Source organism: Sanguibacter biliveldensis (assembly GCF_033798665.1).
Taxonomy (GTDB): domain Bacteria; phylum Actinomycetota; class Actinomycetes; order Actinomycetales; family Cellulomonadaceae; genus Sanguibacter; species Sanguibacter inulinus.
Window position 1 is genome coordinate 1,712,310 of record NZ_CP138359.1, and the last position, 21,316, is coordinate 1,733,625.

18 protein-coding genes are annotated in these 21,316 nt (G+C 70.0%); 7 read left to right on the forward strand and 11 right to left on the reverse strand.

The features are described from left to right. Positions 1 to 68: 68 nt before the first annotated feature. The 4 genes from qcrB to ctaE form a co-directional block, all read right to left on the reverse strand. Complete coding sequence (gene qcrB / locus SANBI_RS07455; protein WP_319160434.1) at positions 69 to 1,769, reverse strand: cytochrome bc1 complex cytochrome b subunit; 1,701 nt, start codon at positions 1,767 to 1,769, stop codon at positions 69 to 71. Then, complete coding sequence (gene qcrA, locus SANBI_RS07460; RefSeq protein WP_319160437.1) at positions 1,766 to 2,797, reverse strand: cytochrome bc1 complex Rieske iron-sulfur subunit; 1,032 nt, start codon at positions 2,795 to 2,797, stop codon at positions 1,766 to 1,768. Before qcrA ends, qcrB begins: the two co-directional genes overlap by 4 nt. Next, the gene (gene qcrC / locus SANBI_RS07465) at positions 2,794 to 3,573 is read right to left on the reverse strand and encodes a cytochrome bc1 complex diheme cytochrome c subunit (RefSeq protein ID WP_056132109.1); all 780 of its coding nucleotides are present in this window, start codon (positions 3,571 to 3,573) and stop codon (positions 2,794 to 2,796) included. The genes qcrA and qcrC overlap by 4 nt, the downstream gene beginning before the upstream one ends. A gap of 103 nt (positions 3,574 to 3,676) precedes the next feature. After that, on the reverse strand, positions 3,677 to 4,318 hold the full coding sequence (ctaE, locus tag SANBI_RS07470; RefSeq protein ID WP_319160439.1) for an aa3-type cytochrome oxidase subunit III: 642 nt from the start codon (positions 4,316 to 4,318) through the stop codon (positions 3,677 to 3,679). Between the two features lie 250 nt (positions 4,319 to 4,568). Here ctaE and SANBI_RS07475 point away from each other — a divergent pair, with 250 nt between their 5' ends. Together SANBI_RS07475 and trpD are read left to right on the forward strand one after the other, a co-directional pair. Continuing rightward, positions 4,569 to 4,985, forward strand: coding sequence for a response regulator transcription factor (locus SANBI_RS07475; RefSeq protein WP_179912765.1), 417 nt, complete (start codon positions 4,569 to 4,571; stop codon positions 4,983 to 4,985). 86 nt (positions 4,986 to 5,071) lie between these two features. Next, positions 5,072 to 6,082 (forward strand): anthranilate phosphoribosyltransferase, encoded by a 1,011-nt coding sequence (gene trpD / locus SANBI_RS07480; protein WP_319161214.1) that lies wholly within the window; start codon positions 5,072 to 5,074, stop codon positions 6,080 to 6,082. Positions 6,083 to 6,100: 18 nt separating this feature from the next. Here trpD and SANBI_RS07485 read toward each other — a convergent pair whose 3' ends face one another. From SANBI_RS07485 to SANBI_RS07495, 3 genes are all read right to left on the reverse strand, one after another. Further along, positions 6,101 to 6,382: an Lrp/AsnC family transcriptional regulator gene (locus SANBI_RS07485; RefSeq protein ID WP_012866578.1), complete on the reverse strand. Its 282-nt coding sequence runs from the start codon at positions 6,380 to 6,382 to the stop codon at positions 6,101 to 6,103. 55 nt (positions 6,383 to 6,437) lie between these two features. Beyond that, positions 6,438 to 8,288, reverse strand: coding sequence for a DEDD exonuclease domain-containing protein (locus SANBI_RS07490; protein ID WP_319160443.1), 1,851 nt, complete (start codon positions 8,286 to 8,288; stop codon positions 6,438 to 6,440). A 69-nt stretch (positions 8,289 to 8,357) separates the two neighbouring features. Then, on the reverse strand, positions 8,358 to 10,175 hold the full coding sequence (locus SANBI_RS07495; protein ID WP_319160445.1) for an AMP-dependent synthetase/ligase: 1,818 nt from the start codon (positions 10,173 to 10,175) through the stop codon (positions 8,358 to 8,360). Positions 10,176 to 10,313: 138 nt separating this feature from the next. On the opposite strand from SANBI_RS07495, the gene SANBI_RS07500 reads away from it, so the two are divergent. After that, a complete protein-coding gene (locus tag SANBI_RS07500; RefSeq protein ID WP_179912762.1) occupies positions 10,314 to 11,258 on the forward strand; it encodes an ROK family glucokinase in 945 nt (314 codons plus the stop codon). A gap of 239 nt (positions 11,259 to 11,497) precedes the next feature. Here SANBI_RS07500 and SANBI_RS07505 read toward each other — a convergent pair whose 3' ends face one another. Then, the gene (locus SANBI_RS07505; protein ID WP_319160447.1) at positions 11,498 to 12,151 is read right to left on the reverse strand and encodes a hypothetical protein; all 654 of its coding nucleotides are present in this window, start codon (positions 12,149 to 12,151) and stop codon (positions 11,498 to 11,500) included. Between the two features lie 74 nt (positions 12,152 to 12,225). Here SANBI_RS07505 and SANBI_RS07510 point away from each other — a divergent pair, with 74 nt between their 5' ends. The 3 genes from SANBI_RS07510 (at position 12,226) to SANBI_RS07520 (ending at position 15,660) form a co-directional block, all read left to right on the forward strand. Beyond that, the gene (locus tag SANBI_RS07510; RefSeq protein WP_056134023.1) at positions 12,226 to 13,005 is read left to right on the forward strand and encodes a lysophospholipid acyltransferase family protein; all 780 of its coding nucleotides are present in this window, start codon (positions 12,226 to 12,228) and stop codon (positions 13,003 to 13,005) included. A gap of 82 nt (positions 13,006 to 13,087) precedes the next feature. Beyond that, positions 13,088 to 14,311 carry a pyrophosphate--fructose-6-phosphate 1-phosphotransferase gene (locus SANBI_RS07515; protein WP_179912760.1) on the forward strand — a complete coding sequence of 408 codons (1,224 nt, stop codon included), beginning with the start codon at positions 13,088 to 13,090 and terminating at the stop codon, positions 14,309 to 14,311. Next, the gene (locus tag SANBI_RS07520; RefSeq protein WP_319160449.1) at positions 14,308 to 15,660 is read left to right on the forward strand and encodes a class II 3-deoxy-7-phosphoheptulonate synthase; all 1,353 of its coding nucleotides are present in this window, start codon (positions 14,308 to 14,310) and stop codon (positions 15,658 to 15,660) included. The genes SANBI_RS07515 and SANBI_RS07520 overlap by 4 nt, the downstream gene beginning before the upstream one ends. A gap of 174 nt (positions 15,661 to 15,834) precedes the next feature. Here SANBI_RS07520 and pknB read toward each other — a convergent pair whose 3' ends face one another. Together pknB and SANBI_RS07530 are read right to left on the reverse strand one after the other, a co-directional pair. Then, positions 15,835 to 17,958: a Stk1 family PASTA domain-containing Ser/Thr kinase gene (pknB, locus tag SANBI_RS07525; protein ID WP_319160452.1), complete on the reverse strand. Its 2,124-nt coding sequence runs from the start codon at positions 17,956 to 17,958 to the stop codon at positions 15,835 to 15,837. Positions 17,959 to 18,067: 109 nt separating this feature from the next. Further along, positions 18,068 to 19,303, reverse strand: a complete 1,236-nt coding sequence (locus SANBI_RS07530) for a LysM peptidoglycan-binding domain-containing protein (RefSeq protein WP_319160454.1) — start codon at positions 19,301 to 19,303, stop codon at positions 18,068 to 18,070. 216 nt (positions 19,304 to 19,519) lie between these two features. On the opposite strand from SANBI_RS07530, the gene SANBI_RS07535 reads away from it, so the two are divergent. Beyond that, positions 19,520 to 19,996: an Rv2175c family DNA-binding protein gene (locus SANBI_RS07535; RefSeq protein ID WP_056134026.1), complete on the forward strand. Its 477-nt coding sequence runs from the start codon at positions 19,520 to 19,522 to the stop codon at positions 19,994 to 19,996. A 132-nt stretch (positions 19,997 to 20,128) separates the two neighbouring features. On the opposite strand, the gene SANBI_RS07540 is transcribed toward SANBI_RS07535, so the two are convergent. Beyond that, positions 20,129 to 21,238, reverse strand: coding sequence for a polyprenyl synthetase family protein (locus SANBI_RS07540; RefSeq protein WP_319160458.1), 1,110 nt, complete (start codon positions 21,236 to 21,238; stop codon positions 20,129 to 20,131). Positions 21,239 to 21,316: the final 78 nt, after the last annotated feature.

Genomic DNA, 21,316 nt, shown 5'->3' on the forward strand with positions numbered 1-21,316 from the left:
GAAGGCCCGCGAACATGTTCCCACCAGGGATTTCAGTTCGCGGGCCATCCACCTACTGTGCCGTACCTTCAGTGCTTGTGCTCGTCCGTGACCACTCCGTGACCAGTGGCGTCCCTCACGGGGTCCTGCTGGGCAGCCGAGTCGCTCGAGTCGAGCTGGTCGTGCTCACCGTGCGAGTGCGCCGCCGCCAGCTCGGCCGGGGTGACGGGCTCGACCCGGTCCTCGAAGAAGAAGCCAGAGAGCTTCTGCAGCTGACGGTCGAAGGCGTAGCCCTTGCGACGCACCCCGCGTGCGTCTTCACGAGGAGCGATCTCGAGCGGACGGTTGGCCTCGTAGCCGACGCGCAGCCACCGCTCCTGCTCGTCGAGGGGCTTGTGCACCTCGATGTACTCACCGTTCGCGAAGCGGACGATGCGTCCGGTCTCGTGACCGTGGAGCACGAGCTCGCGGTCCTTGCGCTGGAGACCGAGGCAGATGCGCTTCGTGATCCAGAACGCCGCGACAGGTGCGAGGAAGAACGCGAAGCGGAACACCCAGGTGATCGAGTTGATCGACAGGTGGAAGTGCGTCGCGATGAGGTCGTTCGACCCGGCGAGCGCCAGGATGATGAACGCCGTGAGGAAGGCGACGCCCAGGCCGGTGCGGACCGGGACGTTGCGCGGGCGGTCGAGCACGTGGTGCTCGCGCTTGTCCTTGGTGACGGCCGCCTCGACGAAGGGGTACACCGCGAGGAAGGTGAACAGTAGTCCGGGGATGACCACCGCGGGGATGAGGACGTTGAGCGACAGCGTCCACCCGGCGATGACGAACTCGGGCTGGCCCGGCATGAGTCGCAGCGAACCCTCGAGGAACAGCATGTACCAGTCGGGCTGAGCACCGGCGCCGACGGGGGAGGGGTCGTACGGTCCGTAGTTCCAGACGTTGTTGATCGCCATGGTGGCACCCATGAGGGCGATGACGCCGAAGACGATGAAGAAGAAACCACCGGCCTTGGCCACGTAGACGGGGAACAGCGGGAAGCCGACCACGTTGTTGTTCGTGCGGCCGCCACCGGGGTACTGCGTGTGCTTGTGCAGCACCACGAACAGCAGGTGGAGACCGATCAGCGCGAGGATCAGCGCTGGCACCACGAGGATGTGCAGCGTGAAGAGCCTCGGGATGATGTCCTCGCCCGGGAACTCGCCGCCGAAGATGAAGTACGACAGGTAGGACCCGATGACGGGGATCGACTTGACGACACCGTCGGTGATGCGCAGGCCGTTGCCGGAGAGCACGTCGTCGGGGAGCGAGTAGCCGGTGAAGCCGGCGAGCAGACCGAGGATCATCAGCACGAAGCCGACCATCCAGTTGAGCTCACGCGGCTTGCGGAAGGCGCCCGTGAAGAACACGCGCATCATGTGCGTGACGATCGACGCCATGAAGAGCAGCGCAGCCCAGTGGTGGATCTGGCGCATCAGCAGACCGCCGCGGACCTCGAAGGACAGCTTGAGCGTCGAGGCGAAGGCCTCGGACATCAGCTGGCCGCTCATCGAGGACAACGGGCCGTGGTACTCGACGAGGCCCATCGAGGGCACGAAGAACATCGTCAGGAAGACACCCGAGATGAGAAGCACCACGAAGGAGTAGAGGGCGACCTCGCCCAGGAGGAAGGACCAGTGGTCGGGGAACACCTTGCGGGCGAACCCCTTGACCGCGTGCGAGATGCCCGTGCGCTGGTCGAGGTAGTCGGCGGTCGCAGCCACCGGCTTCGGTGCTTGGGTTGTTGTCATTTCAGGCGTCCCCAGTAGCTCGGGCCCACAGGCTCGTCGAAGTCGTCCTGTGCGATGAGGTAGCCCTCGTCGTCGACGGCGATGGGCAGCTGGGGCAGCGGGCGCTTCGCAGGACCGAAGACGACCTTTGCTCCGTCGGCGACATCGAAGGTCGACTGGTGGCACGGGCACAGGAGGTGGTGTGTCTGCTGCTCGTAGAGCGCGACGGGGCAGCCGACGTGAGTGCAGATCTTCGAGTACGCGACGATGCCCTCGTGGGACCACGTCTTGCGCTCTTCGGACTCTTTCAGGTCTGCAGGGTCGAGACGGACCAGGAGCACGACCGCTTTGGCCTTCTCCGTGATCCACTCGTGCGATCGACGCTCTTCCTCGGGCACGTCAGGGATGACGTGGACGACAGAGCCGATGGTGACGTCAGCGGCCTTGATGAGACGACCGTTGGGGTCGATGGCGAGGCGGGTGCCGCGCTTCCAGATGGTGTGCTTGAACTTGCTGATGTCCCAGTCCCCGCCGACCGAGCTGACGAGCGGCACGGCGATGGTGAGCGGGAAGAGTGCGAGCGCGGTGACCACGGCGCCCTTGAGCAGAGGGCGGCGGGCGATGCCGGAGTCTTCGGCGCCGGCCTTGAGCTCGGCGATCGCGGCCTCGCGGACGTCGTCAGAGCCACGCTGCGGGTGGCGCTCGTCGACGTGCTCGTGGTCGGACATGAGGGTCTTTGCCCAGTGCACGGCGGCGAGGCCGATGCCCATGAGCGCGAAGAAGAGCCCGAGACCCACGGCGAGGTTCGCGTTGCGGGTGCTCTCGGTCGTGCCCTCGAGGCGGAAGACGAAGAAGGCGACGATCATGCCGATGGTGCCCAGGATCGAGATCGCGAACAGCACCACGGTCTGTCGCTCGGCGCGCTTGGCGGCCTTCGGGTCCTTGTCGGCCATGCGGAGCTTGTGCTCCGGGACGCCCGGGTCCGGGAAGGTCTCGAGCTGCTGCCCACCGGTCGAGGTGGTGAGCTCCGACGAGTTGTGCTCGGTCATGAGGACTTTGCTCCGATCCACACTGCGCACCCGATGAGGGCTCCGATGCCGACGATCCACACCCACAGGCCCTCGCTGACAGGGCCGAGGTTGCCGAGGTCTGCGCCACCGGCGGATCCCTCGCGCTGCTCGACGAGGTACGCGATGACGTCGCGCTTCTCCTCGGGGGTGATGGTCGCGTCGTTGAAGACGGGCATCGACTGCGGGCCGGTGAGCATGGCCTCGTAGATGTGCGTCGGGGTGGTCCCCGTGAGGGCGGGTGCGTACTTGCCCTCGGAGAGCGCTCCACCGGCGCCGACGGCGTTGTGGCACATGGCGCAGTTGGTGCGGAAGATCGCCGAGCCGTTCGACGCGTCGCCGAGCTCAGGGTTGACCTGCTCCTCGGTCGGCGTGGCAGGGCCGGGGCCCAGCGAGGCGACGTAGGCGGCGAGCTGGTTGGTCTGCTCGGCGTCGAACTGGGCCGGCTTGGCCGGAGCCTGCGGGCTGTTCATCTGCATCGGCATACGGCCGGTGCCCACCTGGAAGTTCACCGAGGCTGCACCCACACCGATGAGCGAGGGGACCTCGTCACGGCCTTCGGCGTTGATGCCGTGGCACGTGGCGCAGTTCGCCTGGAAGAGTTTTTCACCGGCTTCGATGTCAGTGGTCGCAGCAGTGTCGGCGCTGGCCGACGTGGGCGACAGGACGGCGTACAGGCCGCCGGTCACCAGCAGCGCCAGCAGCATCAGCACGACCGGCGTGAGCCGGTGGTGTCGGCGGGCGGCGAGTGCCTTCACGGATGGATCCTCGTCTCACAAGATGGGTGTTCGGGGGCTGTGGCCGGCTGGGGAGCCGGACCGGGGTTCTCAGGGTGGAGCAGGTGGTGCGGGGAGGGTGTCGTCACCGGAGGAAGTAGATGACGCCGAAGAGCGCGATCCACACGACGTCGACGAAGTGCCAGTAGTACGACACGACGATCGCCGTGGTGGCCTCGTGGTGACCGAAGTTCTTGGCGGTGAAGGACCGACCGAGCAGGAACAAGAAGGCGATGAGCCCACCGACCACGTGGATGCCGTGGAACCCCGTCGCGAGGTAGAAGACCGACCCGTACGGGCTCGACGAGATCGTCAGGCCGGCCTCGACCAGCTCCGAGTACTCGAAGATCTGACCGGCGACGAAGAACGAGCCCATGAGGTAGGTGAGCGTCATCCACTCGTTCATGCCCCACCGGTTCACGGCGAAGATCGAGCCGGAGCGGCGCGGCTGCATCCGCTCTGCGGCCCACACGCCCATCTGGCAGGTCACCGATGACAGGACCAGGACGGAGGTGTTGATCGCCGCGAAGGTGAGGTTGAGGTGGGAGGTACCCTCCGCCCATTCCTCAGGAGAGATCGTCGCCCGGATGGTGAAGTACATCGCGAAGAGGCCCGCGAAGAACATGAGTTCGCTCGCGAGCCAGACGATGGTTCCGACCGACACGGGGTTCGGGCGGTTCACGCTGACGTGGGTGTGGGTGCTGGGGGCAGCCGTTGCAGTCGACACCCCATCATTATGGCTGACGAACGGGGGATGGTGGGCCCTAGGACCCACCGATTCAGGCCGCTGAATCTCACAATGCTGCAACGGCGGGCGGTTCTGTGGCCATCTCGTGACGGAGCGTTCACAACTGTCACCAAAACGGGGCCGCACGGCGGGTCGGATCCGTGCCAAGATGCTCAGGAGACCCACATCCTGGCCGCGCGACAGCTCGTCGGCAGGGGTGCCGACCAGCGACAGCGAGGACCTAGGACTCATGGCGACCGCAGCTCCCGTACGCACGATCCTGCTCTACTCGGACGACTCCTCGGTGCGCGAGACCGTCCGCGGCGCTGTCGGGTCGGTCGCCGACTCAGCCGGCACCGTGATCGAGTGGCTCGACGTCGCCACGCACGCCGAGGTCGTCCGACGCGCAGACCTCGGGGGGATCGACCTGATGATCCTCGACGGGGAGGCCGACAAGGCCGGTGGCATGGGCGTGTGCCGTCAGCTCAAGAACGAGATCTTCGAGTGCCCGCCGGTCCTGCTGCTCACCGGCCGTCCCCAGGACGCCTGGCTCGCGTCCTGGTCGCTCGCCGACGTCGCTGTGCCCAGGCCCATCGACCCGATCGAGCTCCAGCGTGCGGTCCGTCGCGTGCTGGCCGGCGAGGTCGTCGCCGGTGCGGCCCTGTGACCGCGGCACCCGCGCCGCGCCCGACCTCCGCTCCCCGCACGCCGACGTCGTCCGACGTCCCGTCGTCGTGGCCCGACCTCACCTCGGTGCTCGTCGCGGGCCAGGACCTCTCCGCGCGCCAGACTGCGTGGGCCATGGACTCGGTGATGTCTGGCGCTGCGACCCCGGTCCAGCTGGCAGGCTTCCTCGTCGCGCTCCGCTCCAAGGGTGAGACCGTCGCGGAGCTCACGGGGCTCGCCGACGCCATGCTCGACCACTCGGTGCCGTGCCGTGTCGACGGGCCGACCCTCGACATCGTCGGGACCGGCGGCGACCGCGCCCACACCGTGAACATCTCGACCATGTCCGCGATCGTCCTGGCCGGGACCGGGATCACCGTGGTCAAGCACGGCAACCGCGCGTCGTCGTCGTCCTCGGGGTCGGCCGACGTCCTCGAGGCCCTCGGCATCCGGCTCGACCAGCCCGCACGGCGGGTCGCGGAGATCGCCTCCGAGGTCGGCATCACCTTCTGCTTCGCCCAGGTGTTCCACCCGTCGATGAAGCACGCGGCCGCAGCCCGCCGTGACCTCGGGATCCCGACGGCGTTCAACTTCCTCGGTCCGTTGACGAACCCGTCGCAGCCGCGTGCCACGGCCGTCGGGGTCGCCGACGCGCGGATGGCGCCCATCGTCGCCGGGGTCTTCGGCAGCCGGGGGACCCAGGCGCTCGTCTTCCGCGGCCAGGACGGCCTCGACGAGCTCGCGGCGACCTCGCTCGCGGACGTGTGGGAGGTGCGCGACGGGGTCGTGACCACCTCGACGCTCGACGCTGTCGGAGACCTCGGGCTCACCGCGATCTCGGTCGACGACCTCCGGGGGGCCGACGCCGCCTACAACGCCGGTGTCGCCCAGGCGCTGCTCGACGGCTCGACGGGACCCGTGCGCGAGACCGTCCTGCTCAACGCCGCTGCGGCGCTCGTCGCGGACGGCAGCCTCGAGGGGACCTCGGAGGGCACGCTCGTCGAGCGGCTCACGGCCGGGATGCGGCACGCGGCCGAGTCGATCGACTCGGGCAGCGCCCGCGGAGTCCTGGACCGCTGGGCGGCTGCTGCGGCCTGAGCCGGGTGCGTCGAGGACTCAGTCTTCGAGACCCAGGGCGAAGGCCGCGTCGAGGTCGCTGCTCGAGAACTCGCGGAAGGCGAGGTAGGTCCGCGTGCGGCGCACGCCGGGGACCTTGCTGATCCTGTCGGCGATCACGTCGGCGAACTGGTTGTGGTCCTGCACGTGGACCATCGCGATGAGGTCGACCTCGCCCGTGACCGAGTAGACGGCCGAGACGCCCTCGACCTCGGCGATCTTCGTCGCGGCCTCGGGGATGAGGGCCTGGTCGGTGTCGATCATGACGATGGCTGTGGGCACGATCTGTCTCCTCGGAGCCGGTGGGTCGGGCTGTGCTCGTCTCAGTATGCCGCGCTCAGCCCGCGGCCGAGACGACCTCGGCCGTCGACCTGCCGACGACGTACTTCTCGGCTCCTGAGACAGGGCAGGTGAGCGGCAGGTCGGTCTCGACGAGCCGCACGCCGGGGGACCGCAACCACGCGACGACGAGGTCGGTCTCCTCGGGGTGGCACGCAGGACCTGCCGAGGTCGGGGGGACGACGTGCTCGGCGACGGCGACGGCGGAGGCGACGGCAGCGAGCGGGTCTTGGCCGTGCTTGCAGACCGCAGTCGTCGCGAGCCGCCCGTACCGCACGACCACGATCTCCCAGCCGGCGGTCTCGGTCGGTCGTGCAGCGACGATCTGCGGGCTGGCCACGACGGGCGCGAGCCGCTGGGCACGCGAGGCACCGGCGAGGAAGGCCTCGAGCCTGTCGCGGTCGGTCCCGGCGTCCTCGAAGCGCTGCTGCTCGACGTGCTCGGCGATGCGCCGGGCGAGCGCTGTCACCACGGGGCTCGGGTCGTGCGCCATCGACCGGGCGAGCCCGGCCACGACGTCGGCGTAGTCGTCGGCCGGAGCCGTCGCGGGACGGGCCTCGGGGCGGACGCACGGGGCCGAGCAGCGGCCCATCTCGGCGAGGACGCAGGCTGAGGCGGAGGCCGACGGCACAGCGGGGAGCTTCTTGGTGCACTGGCGCACCTGGTGCGCCGACTGGAGGGCCTCGACGGCCTCGGTCGCCCTGGACCTCGAGACGAAGGGGCCGACGACAGCCTCCCCGGGGCCGGCGGCGCCGTCGCGCACGACGGTGAGCCGCGGGTAGGCCTCCGCGGACAACCGCACCCAGTGCATGCGCTCTGGGTGCTTGGACCGCCGGTTGTACCTGGGCGCGTGCTCGGTGATGAGCCTGAGCTCGCGCACCCTGGCCTCGAGGTCTGTCGCGCACGGCACGGCGCGCACGCTCACGGCCAGCCGGATCATCTCGGTCATGCGGCTGCGCTTCTCGGCGGCCGTGAAATAGCTGCGCACACGGGTGCGCACGTTCTTCGACGTCCCGACGTAGAGCACCTCGTCGGCCGGCCCGACGAACATGTAGACCCCCGGACCGCTCGGCATGTCGTCGGCGAGGTGGCGGCGCTTGCGGATGTCGTCCGGGACGGGGTCTGTCGCCGTGGCGAGGTCTTCGAGGTGCGTGATGCCCAGGGGAGCCATCCGGTCGAAGAGCGCGTGCATCACGTCGACGGTCGCGCGGGCGTCTGAGAGCGCCCGGTGGTCCGGGGTGACTGTCGCCCGGAAGAGGGCCGCGAGCGTGCCGAGCTTGTGGTTGGGGGCCTCGTCCCGGGTCACGACCCGCCGGGCGAGAGGCACGGTGTCGAGCACCTGGTTGCCTGGCCATGCGAGGTCCATGCGACGTGCGGCCGCCTTGAGGAAGGAGATGTCGAAGGGGGCGTTGTGGGCGACCAGCACGGCCCCGCGGGCGAACTCGAGGAAGGACGGCAGCACCAGCTCGATGCCGGGCGCGCTCGCGACCATGAGCGTCGTGATGCCGGTCAGCCGGGCGATGAAGGCCGGCACGGGCACACCAGGGTTGACCAGCGACTGGAACTCGCCGATCACCTCGCCGCCCCGGACCTTGACCGCACCGATCTCGGTGATCCCCGAGTCCTTCGACGAACCACCCGTGGTCTCGAGGTCGACGACGACGAAGGTCACGTCGCTCAGGGGTGTGCCGAGCTCGTCGAGCCCGAGCTGCACGGGGGTGCCGGACATGTCGACGGGGCCCGGGGAGCGCAGCGTCCCGCTGACGGTCCGCAGGGCACCCGGCAGCCGCTTCCCGGCGTCCCGGGGGCCAGGGGCTGGGCGGAGGTCGTTCGAGCGCTGCGCGTGCATGCCGGCGAGACTACGGGCACCCACCGACAGAGCTGCCGGCGGGTGCCCGGGAGGCGTCGGCGGGCGGGGCTAGCCGTGCTGCTCGGAGCCGTCCGCGTAGAGCGCCTCGACGGCGTCGTCGAAGTCGACGAGCACGAGGGAGCGCTTCACTTTGAGCGAGGGGGTGAGGTATCCGTTGGCCACCGTGAAGTCCGAGGGGAGCAGCGAGAACTTGCGGATCGACTCCGCTCGGGAGACCGCACGGTTGGCGCGCTGCACGCCGGCGTCGATCGAGGTGAGCACGTCGGTGTCGACGAGAGCCTCCTCGAGGGACATCGCGGGCTTGCCGTGCGAGCTGAGCCAGCCCGGGAGGCTCTCGACGTCGAGGGTCACCAGGGCCGCGATGAACGGCTTGGCGTCACCCACCACGACGACCTGGCTGACCAGCGGGTGCGAGCGCAGACGGTCTTCGAGGACTGCGGGGGCGACGTTCTTGCCGCCCGCGGTCACGATGATCTCCTTCTTGCGGCCGGTGATGCGCAGGTAGCCCTGCTCGTCGAGGGAGCCGATGTCCCCCGTGCGGAACCAGCCGTCGGCTGTGAAGGCCTCGGCCGTCGCCTCAGGGTTTCCGTGGTACCCGCGGAACACGTGCGGACCCTTGAGCAAGATCTCGCCGTCGGCCTCGAGCCTCACGCCGTGCCCCGGGAGGGGCGGACCGACGGTCCCGATCTTGCTCAGGCCCGGCAGGTTCACGCTCGTGGGTGCTGTGGTCTCGGTGAGCCCGTATCCCTCGAGGACGACGAGGCCGACCCCCCTGTAGAAGTGCCCGAGGCGCTCCCCGAGGGCAGCGCCGCCCGAGACAGCGTGCTTCACGTGCCCGCCGAGGGCTGTGCGCAGCTTGCCGAGGACGAGCACGTCGGCGAGCTTGTGCCGAGCCCGCAGCGCCAGCCCGGGCCCGCCTTCCTCGTCGAGCGCGCGGGAGTAGGCGATCGCCGTCGAGGCCGCCCACCGGAAGATCTTGACCTTGCCGCCCGCCGCGGCCTTCTGCTCGGAGGAGTTGTAGACCTTCTCGAAGACCCTCGGGACCGAGAGGATGTACGAGGGCTGGAAGCCGGCGAGGTCCTCGAGCAGCGTCGCGGTGTCGGGGGTGTGGCCGAGCACCGATCCCGCCGGGACGACGAGCACGTGGATGAACCTCGCGAAGACGTGCGCGAGCGGCATGAACAGCAGCGTGCGGCGCCGTCCGTGGTGCAGGACCTCGCGCAGGCCCTCGGAGGCGTTGACCGTGAGCACGTAGAAGTTGCCGTGCGTGAGCTCGGCGCCCTTGGGGCGGCCCGTCGTGCCCGAGGTGTAGATGATCGTCGCGACGTCCTCGAGGCCTGCGAGGCTGCGACGACGGAGGATCTCCTCGTCGGGGACGCTCGCCCCGGCCGCCACGAGCTCGTCGATCGCACCGTCGTCGATGGTGTGGACAGACCGCAGCCCCGGGGCACCCGTCCGCGCGGCCTCGACGGTGCTCGCGTGCTCGGAGGTCTCGACGACGAGCAGCCTGACGTCGGCGTCCGACAAGATCCACTCGACCTGGTCGGCGCTCGACGTCTCGTACAGCGGCACCGTCACGGCACCGGCGCGCCAGATGGCCCAGTCGAGCAGCGACCACTCGTAGCGGGTGCGCGACATGATGCCGACGTGGTCGCCAGGGGCGACACCCAGGGCCACGAGGCCCTTCGCGACAGCGTCGACCTGCGAGTCGAACTCGCGGGCCGAGACCGACGTCCACGACCCGCTCTCCTCCTTGCGTTCCATCAACGGTTCGTCACCCGAGTCCTCGACCCTGCTGGCCAGCAGATCGTTGAGGTTCTTGCCCGGATCGACGGTGATGAGGGCGGGGGTGTGGAACTCGTCCATGCTGACTCCAGTGGCAGTGGTCGACGGGGGTCCGAGACTAGCCGGTCATCGAGTGTGCGGCGACACCTCAGACCTGAGTACGCTGCTGTGCGGGTCGCACAGGGATGCGTCACACGTCGAGTGAGTGAGGAATTGTTCATGCACGCCATCGGGGTCGACATCGGCGGGACGAAGATCGCGGCTGGGGTGGTGGACGAGAAGGGTCAGATCCTCGCTCAGACCCGGGTGAGCACAGAGCCTGACGACGCGTCGAGCATCGACCGGGCCATCGCCGAGGTCTACCGCGAGCTGTCCAAGGACTACGAGATCGGCGCCGTCGGCCTCGCCGCCGCCGGCTTCGTCAGCTCGGACCGGACCTCGGTGAACTTCGCCCCCAACATCGCGTGGCGCGACTACCCGATCGCCGCTCGCGTCGGAGAGCTCATCGGCACGGACGTGCCGATCGTCGTCGAGAACGACGCGAACGCGGCCGGCTGGGCCGAGTTCCGCTTCGGGGTCGGCCGCGATGCGAGCGACATGCTCATGCTCACGGTGGGTACCGGGCTCGGCGGAGCGATCATCGTCGGCAACCAGCTCGTCCGCGGGCGCTGGGGCGTCGCCGCCGAGGTCGGCCACATGCGCGTCGTGCCGAGCGGTCACTACTGCGGCTGCGGCCACGAGGGCTGCTGGGAGCAGTACGCCTCTGGCTCGGCCCTCGTCCGTGACGCCCGCGCGGCGGCGATCGCCCGCCCGCGCGAGGCGGCGCACCTGCTCGACCTCGTCGACGGCAAGGCAGACGACATCAACGGCCCGCTCGTCACGATGGCCGCGCAGTCCGGCGACCCGCTCTCGATCGAGCTGCTCGCCGAGCTCGGACGCTGGATCGGCGAGGGTGCGGCATCGGTCGCCGCGCTCCTGGACCCCGAGCTGATCGTCATCGGGGGAGGGGTCGGCGCAGCCGGCGACCTGCTGGTCAAGCCGGCACGTGAGGCCTACGGCCAGGCGCTCCCGGCCCGTGGGCACCGCCCCGAGGCACGCATCGACCTCGCAGCGCTGGGCAACGAGGCCGGCATCGTCGGCGCGGCGGACCTCGCCCGCAGCTGACCGGGCCTGGTGGCCCTCCGGCGGCAGCGCCGACACAGCATGAGCCTCTCACCCGTGCCGGGTGAGGGGCTCCTGCTGTGCCTGAGGTCTGGCAGGCGTGGGCGACGGCTGGCCTGCTCCTGGTGCGACGGCGCCCGTCAGACGACGACGCCGACCGGGCGGCCGAGCCCGCCAGACGGTCCTGCTCGTCAGACGGCGCTGCTCGTCGTATGGCGCTGCCTGTCAGACGACTGCGGCGGTCAGACGACGGCGCCGCCGTCCCCCGAGTCGTCGTCGCGGTGCGTGGGCATGCGCCACACCAGCAGGGCCGCGCCCGCGAGGAACACTCCGACGAGCGTGACGTAGGCCGAGGTCGGGGCGGCGCGCCACAGGACGATCGCGAGCACGGCCAGGACGGGCGCCGCGACGACGGCGAACCACCCGAGATTCCTCAGCCGGTCTGCGCTCAGCTCGAAGTCCGGGTCTGGCGGGACGAAGTCGCCCTCGGCGTCTCGGGCCGCCTGCGCCTCGTCGCTGACGACCCAGCTCCGGTGCCCCGAGGGGTGCACGCGCGGGGCAGCGGGTCCCTGGGGCTCGGCCTCGTCCGAGGGCTGGTCGACCCAGGGCGCGACCGGGAAGTCGAAGCCGCCAGCCTCCGTCGCAGGTGACGCGGTTAGATCACCGGCCCGATCCGTGGAAAGATCGGAGAGTTCTGCGACGATCTCCTCCCAGGCTGCATCGGTCTGGCGCTGGTCCATCGGGCCGCGGTCCCGCGCACTGTAGCCTCGTGGCTGCTCGTGCTCCGGGTCCTGGGTGTCGTCGTCAGCGGGCGCGGCGGTCTCGCCGTCCGGCTGCTCGGGCGAGTCCGGCTGCTCACCCGGCGGGTTCGCGGGGTCATCGGTGGTTCCTGACATGGAGATCACTCTAGAGTCGGATGCGAGTCCCGCAGGGGCGAGGCGCACGAGGAGGCGGGTTGTTCTACTGGCTGATGAAGCGAGTCCTGGTCGGGCCGCTTCTGAGACTCATGTTCCGACCGTGGGTGCGCGGGCTCGAGAACATCCCTGGCGACGGTCCGGCGATCATCGCCAGCAACCACCTCGCCGTGATCGACTCCTTCGTCCTCCCGCTGGTCCTGGACCGCGAGATCGTCTTCATCGGCAAGGCCGAGTACTTCTCCGGGACAGGGCTCAAAGGACGCCTCACCGCAGGCTTCATGCGCGGTGTCGGCACGATCCCCGTGGACCGCTCGGGGGGCAAGGCCAGCGAGGCGGCGCTGCGGACAGGGCTCAACAGGCTCGCCGACGGTGGCCTCTTCGGCATCTACCCCGAGGGCACCCGCAGCCCCGACGGCCGCCTCTACCGCGGCAAGACCGGCGTCGCCCGCCTCGCGCTCGAGTCCGGCGCCCCGGTCATCCCCGTCGCGATGATCGGTACCGACAAGGCCCAGCCGATCGGCAAGCGACTCCCGAAGCCCATGCGCATCGGGATCGTCATCGGTGAGCCCCTCGACTTCTCCCGCTACGCGGGGATGGAGAACGACCGCTTCATCCTGCGCTCGGTGACCGACGAGATCCTCTACTCGCTCATGAGCATCTCGGGCCAGGAGTACGTCGACATCTACGCCGCGACGCAGAAGGCGCGCCTCGCCGCCGGCGTCAAGGCCACCCAGGCGGGCACGGCTGCGCCGAGCGCGCCGGGCGGACGCCGAGCACCTGACGTCCAGGTGCCGGAACCGCCCCAGGAGACCCCCGGGCCGTCGGTAGACTGACGCCCGGTCTTACGTACGATTCCAGCGCCCGACCAGCACGCACCTGCGCGCTCGCGGCCGGGCACGATGAGAGGTTGTTCCCATGACGGTCCGTCGCGTTGCGCTCCTCACGGCAGGCGGCTTCGCCCCGTGTCTTTCGTCCGCTGTAGGTGGGCTCATCGAGCGCTACACGGAGCTTGCACCCGAGGTCGAGATCATCGCCTACCAGCACGGCTACCACGGCCTGCTGACCGGGAACAAGATCGTCATCGACGCCGAGACACGCAAGAACGCCGGCGTGCTGCACCGCTTCGGCGGCTCGCCGATCGGCAACAGCCGCGTCAAGCTCACCAACGCCGCAGACTGCGTCAAGCGTGGTCTCGTCCAGGAGGGCGAGAACCCGCTGACCGTGGCAGCCGAGCGCCTCAAGGCCGACGGCGTCGACGTCCTGCACACCATCGGTGGCGACGACACCAACACGACGGCTGCCGACCTCGCCGCGTACCTCGAGGAGAACGGCTACCACCTCACGGTCGTCGGGCTCCCCAAGACGATCGACAACGACGTCGTGCCGATCAAGCAGTCCCTCGGTGCCTGGACCGCTGCCGAAGAGGCCGCGCACTTCGCGGAGAACGTCATCGGCGAGCACCGCTCGGGCCCGCGCATGCTCATCGTGCACGAGGTCATGGGCAGGCACTGCGGCTGGCTCACGGCGGCCTCGGCTGCGGCCTACCGCAAGAACCTCGACACCAAGGAGTGGGTCCCGGGCATCGGCCTCACCAAGGAGCGGTGGGACATCCACGCGGTGTTCCTGCCCGAGCTCGCCCTCGACATCGAGGCCGAGGCGAAGCGCCTGCGCACCGTCATGGACGAGGTCGGCAACGTCAACATCTTCCTCTCCGAGGGTGCAGGCATGAACGAGATCGTCGCCCAGCTCGAGGCCTCCGGAGAGACCGTCGAGCGCGACCCCTTCGGTCACGTCAAGCTCGACACGATCAACCCCGGCGCCTGGTTCGCGAAGCAGTTCGCCGAGCTCCTCGGCGCCGAGAAGACCATGGTGCAGAAGTCCGGCTACTACTCGCGCGCCGCGGCCGCCAACGCCGAGGACCTGCGCCTCATCAAGTCGATGACGGACCTCGCCGTCGACTGCGCCTTCCGCAACGAGTCCGGCGTGATCGGGCACGACGAGGAGGACGGCGACCGTCTCAAGGCGATCGCGTTCCCGCGCATCGCCGGTGGCAAGGCCTTCGACGTGCAGCAGCAGTGGTTCGGCGAGCTGCTCGGCGAGATCGGCCAGGACCTGGTGCCCGCCCCCGCCCACTCATGAGCGTGACAGTCGATCCCGAGATCGCTGCGGGGCTCGACCACTTCCGCTCCCTGGTCGCTGGGCAGCAGCCTGTGTGGCCCGACGCCGAGCACCTGCGCTCGGTGAGCGAGCGCCTCGCGGCCGTCCCGCCGCTCGTCGTGCCCGCGCAGCTCGAGACGCTCACCGAGCGTCTCGCGGCTGCCGGGCGCGGCGAGGCGTTCTTGCTCCAGGGCGGCGACTGCGCCGAGACCTTCGCCGAGGCGAACGCCGACCGCGTGCGCAACAAGGTGCGGACCATCCTGCAGATGGCTGTCGTGCTCACGCACGGCGCCAGCATGCCCGTCGTCAAGATGGGACGCATGGCCGGGCAGTACGCCAAGCCGCGCAGCTCGAACGACGAGACGCGCGACGGCGTGACGCTGCCCGCGTACCGCGGCGACATGGTCAACGGTCACGCCTTCACCGAGGGTGCCCGCGTCCCAGACCCGGAGCGCCTGCTGCAGGGCTACACGATCTCGGCCGCGACCCTCAACGTGGTCCGCGCGCTGACTACCGGTGGCTTCGCCGACCTGCGTCAGGTGCACGAGTGGAACCGCGGCTTCATGACGAACCCCGCCTATGCGAGGTACGAGCAGACCGCTGCGGAGATCGACCGCGCGATCCGGTTCATGGCGGCGTGCGGGGCCGACTTCGAGGCGCTGCGCACCGTCGAGTTCTTCGTCAGCCACGAGGCGCTCCTGCTCGACTACGAGCGCGCGCTCACGCGGGTGTCGTCCCAGACGGGCCTGCCGTACGACTCGTCCGGGCACTTCCTCTGGATCGGCGAGCGGACACGCCAGCTCGACGGCGCGCACGTCGACTTCCTCTCGCGGATCTCGAACCCGATCGGTGTGAAGCTCGGTCCGACCACGACCGGTGACGACGCGCTGCGTCTGCAGGAGCGGCTCAACCCCGACGGGGTGCCGGGGCGGCTCACCTTCATCACCCGGATGGGCGCCTCGAAGATCCGCGAGGCCTTGCCTGCGATCGTCGAGAAGGTCACCCGCGAGGGCGGTCCGGTCACCTGGGTCACCGACCCGATGCACGGCAACACCATCACGTCGGACTCCGGGTACAAGACCCGCCGCCTGGAAGACGTGCTGGACGAGGTCCGCGGTTTCTTCGAGGTGCACCGCGGTCTCGGCTCGGTCCCTGGCGGGCTGCACGTCGAGCTCACGGGTGACGACGTCACCGAGGTCCTCGGCGGCTCCGAGGAGATCGACGACGCAGGTCTCGCGCTGCGGTACGAGACTCTTGTCGATCCGCGCCTGAACCACCAGCAGTCCCTCGAGATGGCCTTCCAGGTCGCGCAGATGCTGCAGGCCCGCTGAGCGGGACTGTCGCACCGGGAGCACTGCCCAGACGACGAAGGACCTGACCTCTCCCTGAGGTCAGGTCCTTCGTCGTCTGCGAGTCGTCGGTGCTCGGCGGGCGGGAGTCCCCGCTGCTGGTGCTTCGGGCGGAGCCTGCCGGGCCGAGCCTGCGGGGGGCAGGGCCCGCGAGGGTCAGAGCGTCAGGGTGATGGTCGAACCCTTGCGGAGCTCGCTGCCGGGTGCCGCGCTCTGCTCACGGACCTCGTTGCCGAACAACCCGAGCCAGTACGAGACGTCGACCTTGAAACCAGCAGCCTCGAGCTCGGCTCGCGCCTCTGCGACGGGCTTGGTGATGACGCTCGGGACCTCGACGTAGGGCATGCCGAGCGAGACGACGAGGGTGGCCTCGTCACCACGGAAGGCCTGGGTGCCCTGCTCGATGCTCTGCGAGATCACCTTGCCCTCGGCGACGGTCTCGCTGTACTCCTCGGTGGTGACGACCGAGATGTCGATCGCGGCGAGCTGTTCGGTCGCCTCCTCGAGCGACAGCGGGACCAGCTGGGGCACGGTGACGGGTTCCGGTCCCTTCGAGACCGTGAGGACGATCGGCTCGTTGTGGGGGAGCGTGGCACCCTCGGCGGCCGACAGGCTGAGGACCGTGCCCGCAGGGACGTCGGTGCTCCACTGCTCCTCGCTGGTCACCTGGGTGAATCCCGTCGCGCGCAAGGACGCCTCGGCGTCGGTGGCCGCGATGTTCGTGAGCCCCGCGGGGACCACGAAGTTCTCGATGCCGAGAGACACGGTCAGCTCGACGGTGCCGTCCTTGGGGATCTGCTCGCCCTCGGCGGGGCGGACGTCGACGACGGTGCCTGCGGGGACCGTGTCGCTGTAGGCCTCTGACGTGTCGGCACCGAGACCGGCCGTCGTCAGCGTCGCCACGGCGTCGTCCGACGGCACGGCCGTGAGACCGGTCGGGACCTCCGTGTAGTGCCCGGGGCCGGCGGTGTACCACCAGTACGTGCCGGCGGCGCCGCCACCTCCGAGCACCAGGACGAGGACGAGGACCCATGCCAGGGCTCGCCTGCGGCGACGCGGCGCCGGCGGCTCGTCGGGAGTGCTCTCGTCGGAGATCTGGCCCGAGCCGATGCTCAGGGCGATGGTCGAGCCAGAGGTCGCGTGCGTGAGGCTCTGCGTGAGGTTCTCGGAGGACGACCCGGGGTCGGTGCGGCTCGTCGAGGTCGTGGCAGCCCGGGCTGAGGCCGCCGGCGAGGAGACCCGGACCACACCGGTCGCGTCGAGCAGCGCCGAGATGTCGGCCGACTCTTCGCCCCGGGTGCCGGCAGCTGTCGTCTGACCGCCCGCTGCCTCAGCGTGCCCTGCGGTCACGTCGTCGTCAGAGTCGTCGCTCACAGGTGAGGGTGCCACCACGGGCTTCTCGCCCTTGCGACCGAGGACGTCGTCAGAGAGCTCGGCCCGGACACGGCGGACGTAGGCGAGGGCCGCGGTCGCGTCGGCGGGGCGGTCCTCCGGGCTCTTCGCGGCGAGCGCGCAGGTGAGCTCGTCGATCTCCGCGGGGAGCCAGGGGAGGGTGTCAGACGGTTCGGGGACCGAGCCGTTGACGTGCTGGAAGGCCACCTGGATCGGGGTCGACCCCGTGAAGGGCTGCGTCCCGGTGAGCATCTCGTAGAGCATGACGCCGACGGCGTAGACGTCGGTGCGCGTGTCGCACTGTCCTGTCGCGATCAGCTCCGGGCCGAGGTAGGCGACGGTCCCGAGGATGGTGCCGGTGGTCGTCGAGGTGACCTCGGTGACGGCACGCGCGAGACCGAAGTCCGCGACCTTGATGCGTCCGTCGGTCGCGAGCAGGATGTTCTCGGGCTTGATGTCCCTGTGCACGAGGTCGTGCCTGTGCGCTGCTGCGAGGGCGTCGAGCACGTGCTCGACGACGTCGAGCGCGTCGGCGACGGTGAACGGGCCCTCGTCCTGGATCCGGTGGCGCAGGTTGGTCCCGTCGATGTACTCCATCGTCAGGTAGCTCGTCTCGCCGTCGACGCCCTGGTCGTAGACGGCGACGAGGCCGGGGTGCGTGAGCCGTGCAGCGGCGCGGGCCTCACGTCGGAAGCGCGAGACGAAGTCCGCGCCTGACGCACCGTCGGCGAGGTGCGGATGCATCACCTTGACTGCGACCTCGCGGTCGAGGCGACGGTCGCTCGCCAGGTAGACGGTCGCCATGCCGCCGCGCGCGATGCGTTCGAGCACCTCGTAGCGCCCGTCGACCAGACGGCCGACGAGTGCATCAGTCACAGTGCTTCCCACGGCGAAGATCCTACGGTGAGGGTCGGGGGAACGCGGGGATGCGCGCACCCTGCGTGCAGGTTCTCCACACACGAACAGGCCCCCTGCGGACTGTTCGTGCGCATCTGGGTCACCTGTACTGGTTCGCCAAGGTCTGGACGTTGGCCACGTACCGACGGGTGTCGTCGAACATGCCGTTGTTCCGGACCGAGGACTGACCCTGGTAGTAGCCCGCGATCGCGGTGTCGGTCGACGGGCTCGTCGCCAGCAGACGACCCAGGATCGCCACACCGGCTGTGACGTTGTCCTGCGGGTCGAGCAGGTTGAGCTCGCGCCCGACCATCTCGGAGGCCCAGTCGCCCGAGCTCGGGATGACCTGCATGGTGCCGATCGCGTTGGCGGGGGAGACCGCGCGCTGGTCGAAGCCGGACTCCTGGGTCGCGATCGCGAGGGCGAGCGCCGGGTCGACCCCGTGGGCCCTGGCCGTGCTGCGGACCAGGTCCTTCATGTCGCTCTTCGAGGGCACCTGGCTCGCGTTGAGCGTCGCCTTGTTGGTGTTCGCGGCTGACACGACGTCGCGGGAGTATGTGCGTCCCAGGAACGTGTCGCCGACCAGCTGCTGGGTCGGGGCCGGGGCAGCAGCCGCTGACGACACCGTCGAGACCGTCTGGCCGGCACCGCCACCCGCGCCGGGGATCGTGAGGGTCTGGCCGGCGCGGATGAACCCACGGGCGTCGAGGCCGTTGGCCGAGACGATCGCCGACTGCGTGGTCCCGTAGGCCCGCGCGATACCGGAGACCGTGTCTCCAGCGACGACCGTGTGCGAGGAGCCGCTGGCCGTGGACGTCGTGGAGGTCTGTGCCGGGGCGGACGACGACTGGCCCGAGGGGATCGTCAGGACCTGGCCGGCGCGGATGAAGGCGCGGGAGTCGAGGCCGTTGGCCGAGACGATCGCCGAGGCGGTCGTGCCGTAGGAGCGGGCGATCCCGGAGACCGTGTCGCCTGTGACGACGGTGTGGGAGCCAGCAGGTGCGGCTGCCGAGGCCTGCGCCGGGGCTGTGGACGCCTGCCCCGACGGGATGGTGAGGGTCTGACCCGCCCGGATCCGCAGCTGGGCGTCGAGGCTGTTGGCGGCGCGGATGGCCTGCGCGCTGGTCCCGGTGTCGCGGGCGATCTGGCTGACGGTGTCGCCCGAGCGGACCTCGTAGCTGTCGTCTGCGGAGGCTGCTGTCGCCGAGGCGGCGATCGACGCTGCGGCGAGGGCGACGCCCGTCGTGCCGTAGCGGAGCGCGTAGCGACCGATGGTGCGCTGGAGGCTCGGTGCGGGGACGTCTGCCGCGAGCGTGGCACTGCTGCGAGCTGGCATGGGGGGAATCCGATCTGTCGTCCGGTGCCGGGGGCACAGGGTGTGGCATGTCGGTGAGCACTGAGGGTGTGTGACACCTGAGCATGGTGGTGCTCGTGTGACTGATGGTACTGGAGTGATCTTTGTCGCGCTCAGGTGGGATCGTCAAGGCGGGTGGGTCGCCCGTGTGACCCCCGGCGGACGCACGCGTGCGGGGGATCGCCGTAGGCTGTGCACGTGAACACGACCGAGCACCCCCCTGTCGACCCTGAAGACGCGCCGACCGCGCACGAGCTCGAGACCGCGCGCATCGACGCGCTGGTCGGGGAGTGGCTGAGCCTGCCCGTGGTGGCGGAGAAGCTCGGGACGGCTGTCACATCGATCCGCAACGCGCTCGGCGACCGCCGCATCGTCGGCATGCGACGCGGCGAGCGGAACGTCTTCGCGATCCCGGCCGCGTTCCTCGTGCCGGCGCACCTCTCCAACCCGGCCGACGTCAAGACGCCCCGCCTCACAGCCGAGGGCTCCGAGAAGATCATCATCCTGCCCTCGCTCAAGGGCACGGTGATCCTCCTCGGGGATCAGGGGCTCAGCGACGAGGAGATCGTCTCGTGGCTCTTCTCCGAGGACGAGATGCTCGGTGAGACGCCGATGGCGGCGCTCCTGGCGGGACGCAAGAGCGCGGTGCGACGCGCCGCACAGTCCTTGGGGTAGGACACCCCCCGTCACGCTCCGGCTGGACGCCCGCACGCCGCACGACCGCGGACGCTCCCGGTCCACGGAGCCCCAGACGCACGAAGACCCGCCGCCTCGTCGAGGCGGCGGGTCTTCGTGCGTCTGGGTGGTTCAGGCGGCGCGCTGGACGGCTGCGAGGGCGAGAGCTGTGAGCGTCTCGGCTGCCGACCCGTCGAGCCCTGATGCGTCGAGGGCGGAGAGCGCGGAGTCGCTGAGGGTCTCGATCAGCGTCTCGACCTCCTCGGGTGCACCGGTCGCCCGGATGGTCTGCTGCATCTCGTCGACGTCCGCCGCGGTCAGGTCTGGCGCGCCGAGCAGCGACGCCAGCCTGGTCCGCGCACCCGGGTCGAGCGCACGCATCGCGCGGACCACGAGCAGCGTCCGCTTGCCCTCACGCAGGTCGTCACCAGCAGGCTTGCCCGTGGTCGCCGGGTCTCCGAAGGCGCCGAGCAGGTCGTCGCGGAGCTGGAAGGCCTCACCCAGCGGCAGGCCGACGGCGCTGCAGACCTCCATCTGGCGCGTCGTCGCACCGGCGAGGGCTGCGCCGAGCAGGATCGGGCTCTCGACGCTGTAGCGCGCCGACTTGGACCGCACGACCTCGCGGGCGCGGCGCTCGTCGGCGTCGAAGTCGTCGGTCCACGGCAGCATCTGCGCGTGCATGTCGAGGTACTGCCCGACCGTCACCTCGGTGCGCATCTGGGTGAACAGCCTGCGCGCAGGGTCTGTCTGTGCCGACGGCATCTCGTGGACGGCCCGCAGGAACTCGTCCTCGCTCGCCACGAGGCTGAGGTCGCCCAGCAAGATCGCCGAGGAGAGCCCGAACTGGTCGGCGTCGCCGGACCACCCGGAGTCTCGGTGGCGGGCCGCGAAGGTCCGGTGCGCTGTGGGGATGCCGCGACGGGTGTCCGACCGGTCCATGACGTCGTCGTGGAAGAGCGCGGCTGCCTGGAAGAGCTCGAGAGCGGCTCCCACCCCGACGAGGGCTGTCGCCTCGGCCGTGCCGGGGCGACCACCGTGAGCGCGCCAGGACCAGTAGGCGAAGGCGGCTCGCAGACGCTTCCCGCCGACGAGCATCTGGGTCCAGGCGTCGACGAGCGGCTCGGCGTCGGTGCTGATGCGGGCCAGGACGTCCGCCTGCTCGGCGAGGACCGACCGGAGCCGTCCGTCCACCTGCTGTCGGAGGTCTTCGCGGTCGACGAGCGCAGAGGCGTGAGAAGGCATGCGCTGAGCCTAGGCGGCGAGGCCGACGACAGCAGCACCGCGGACCGTGTGTCGCCCGTCGTCCCGCGCCTGGAGGTC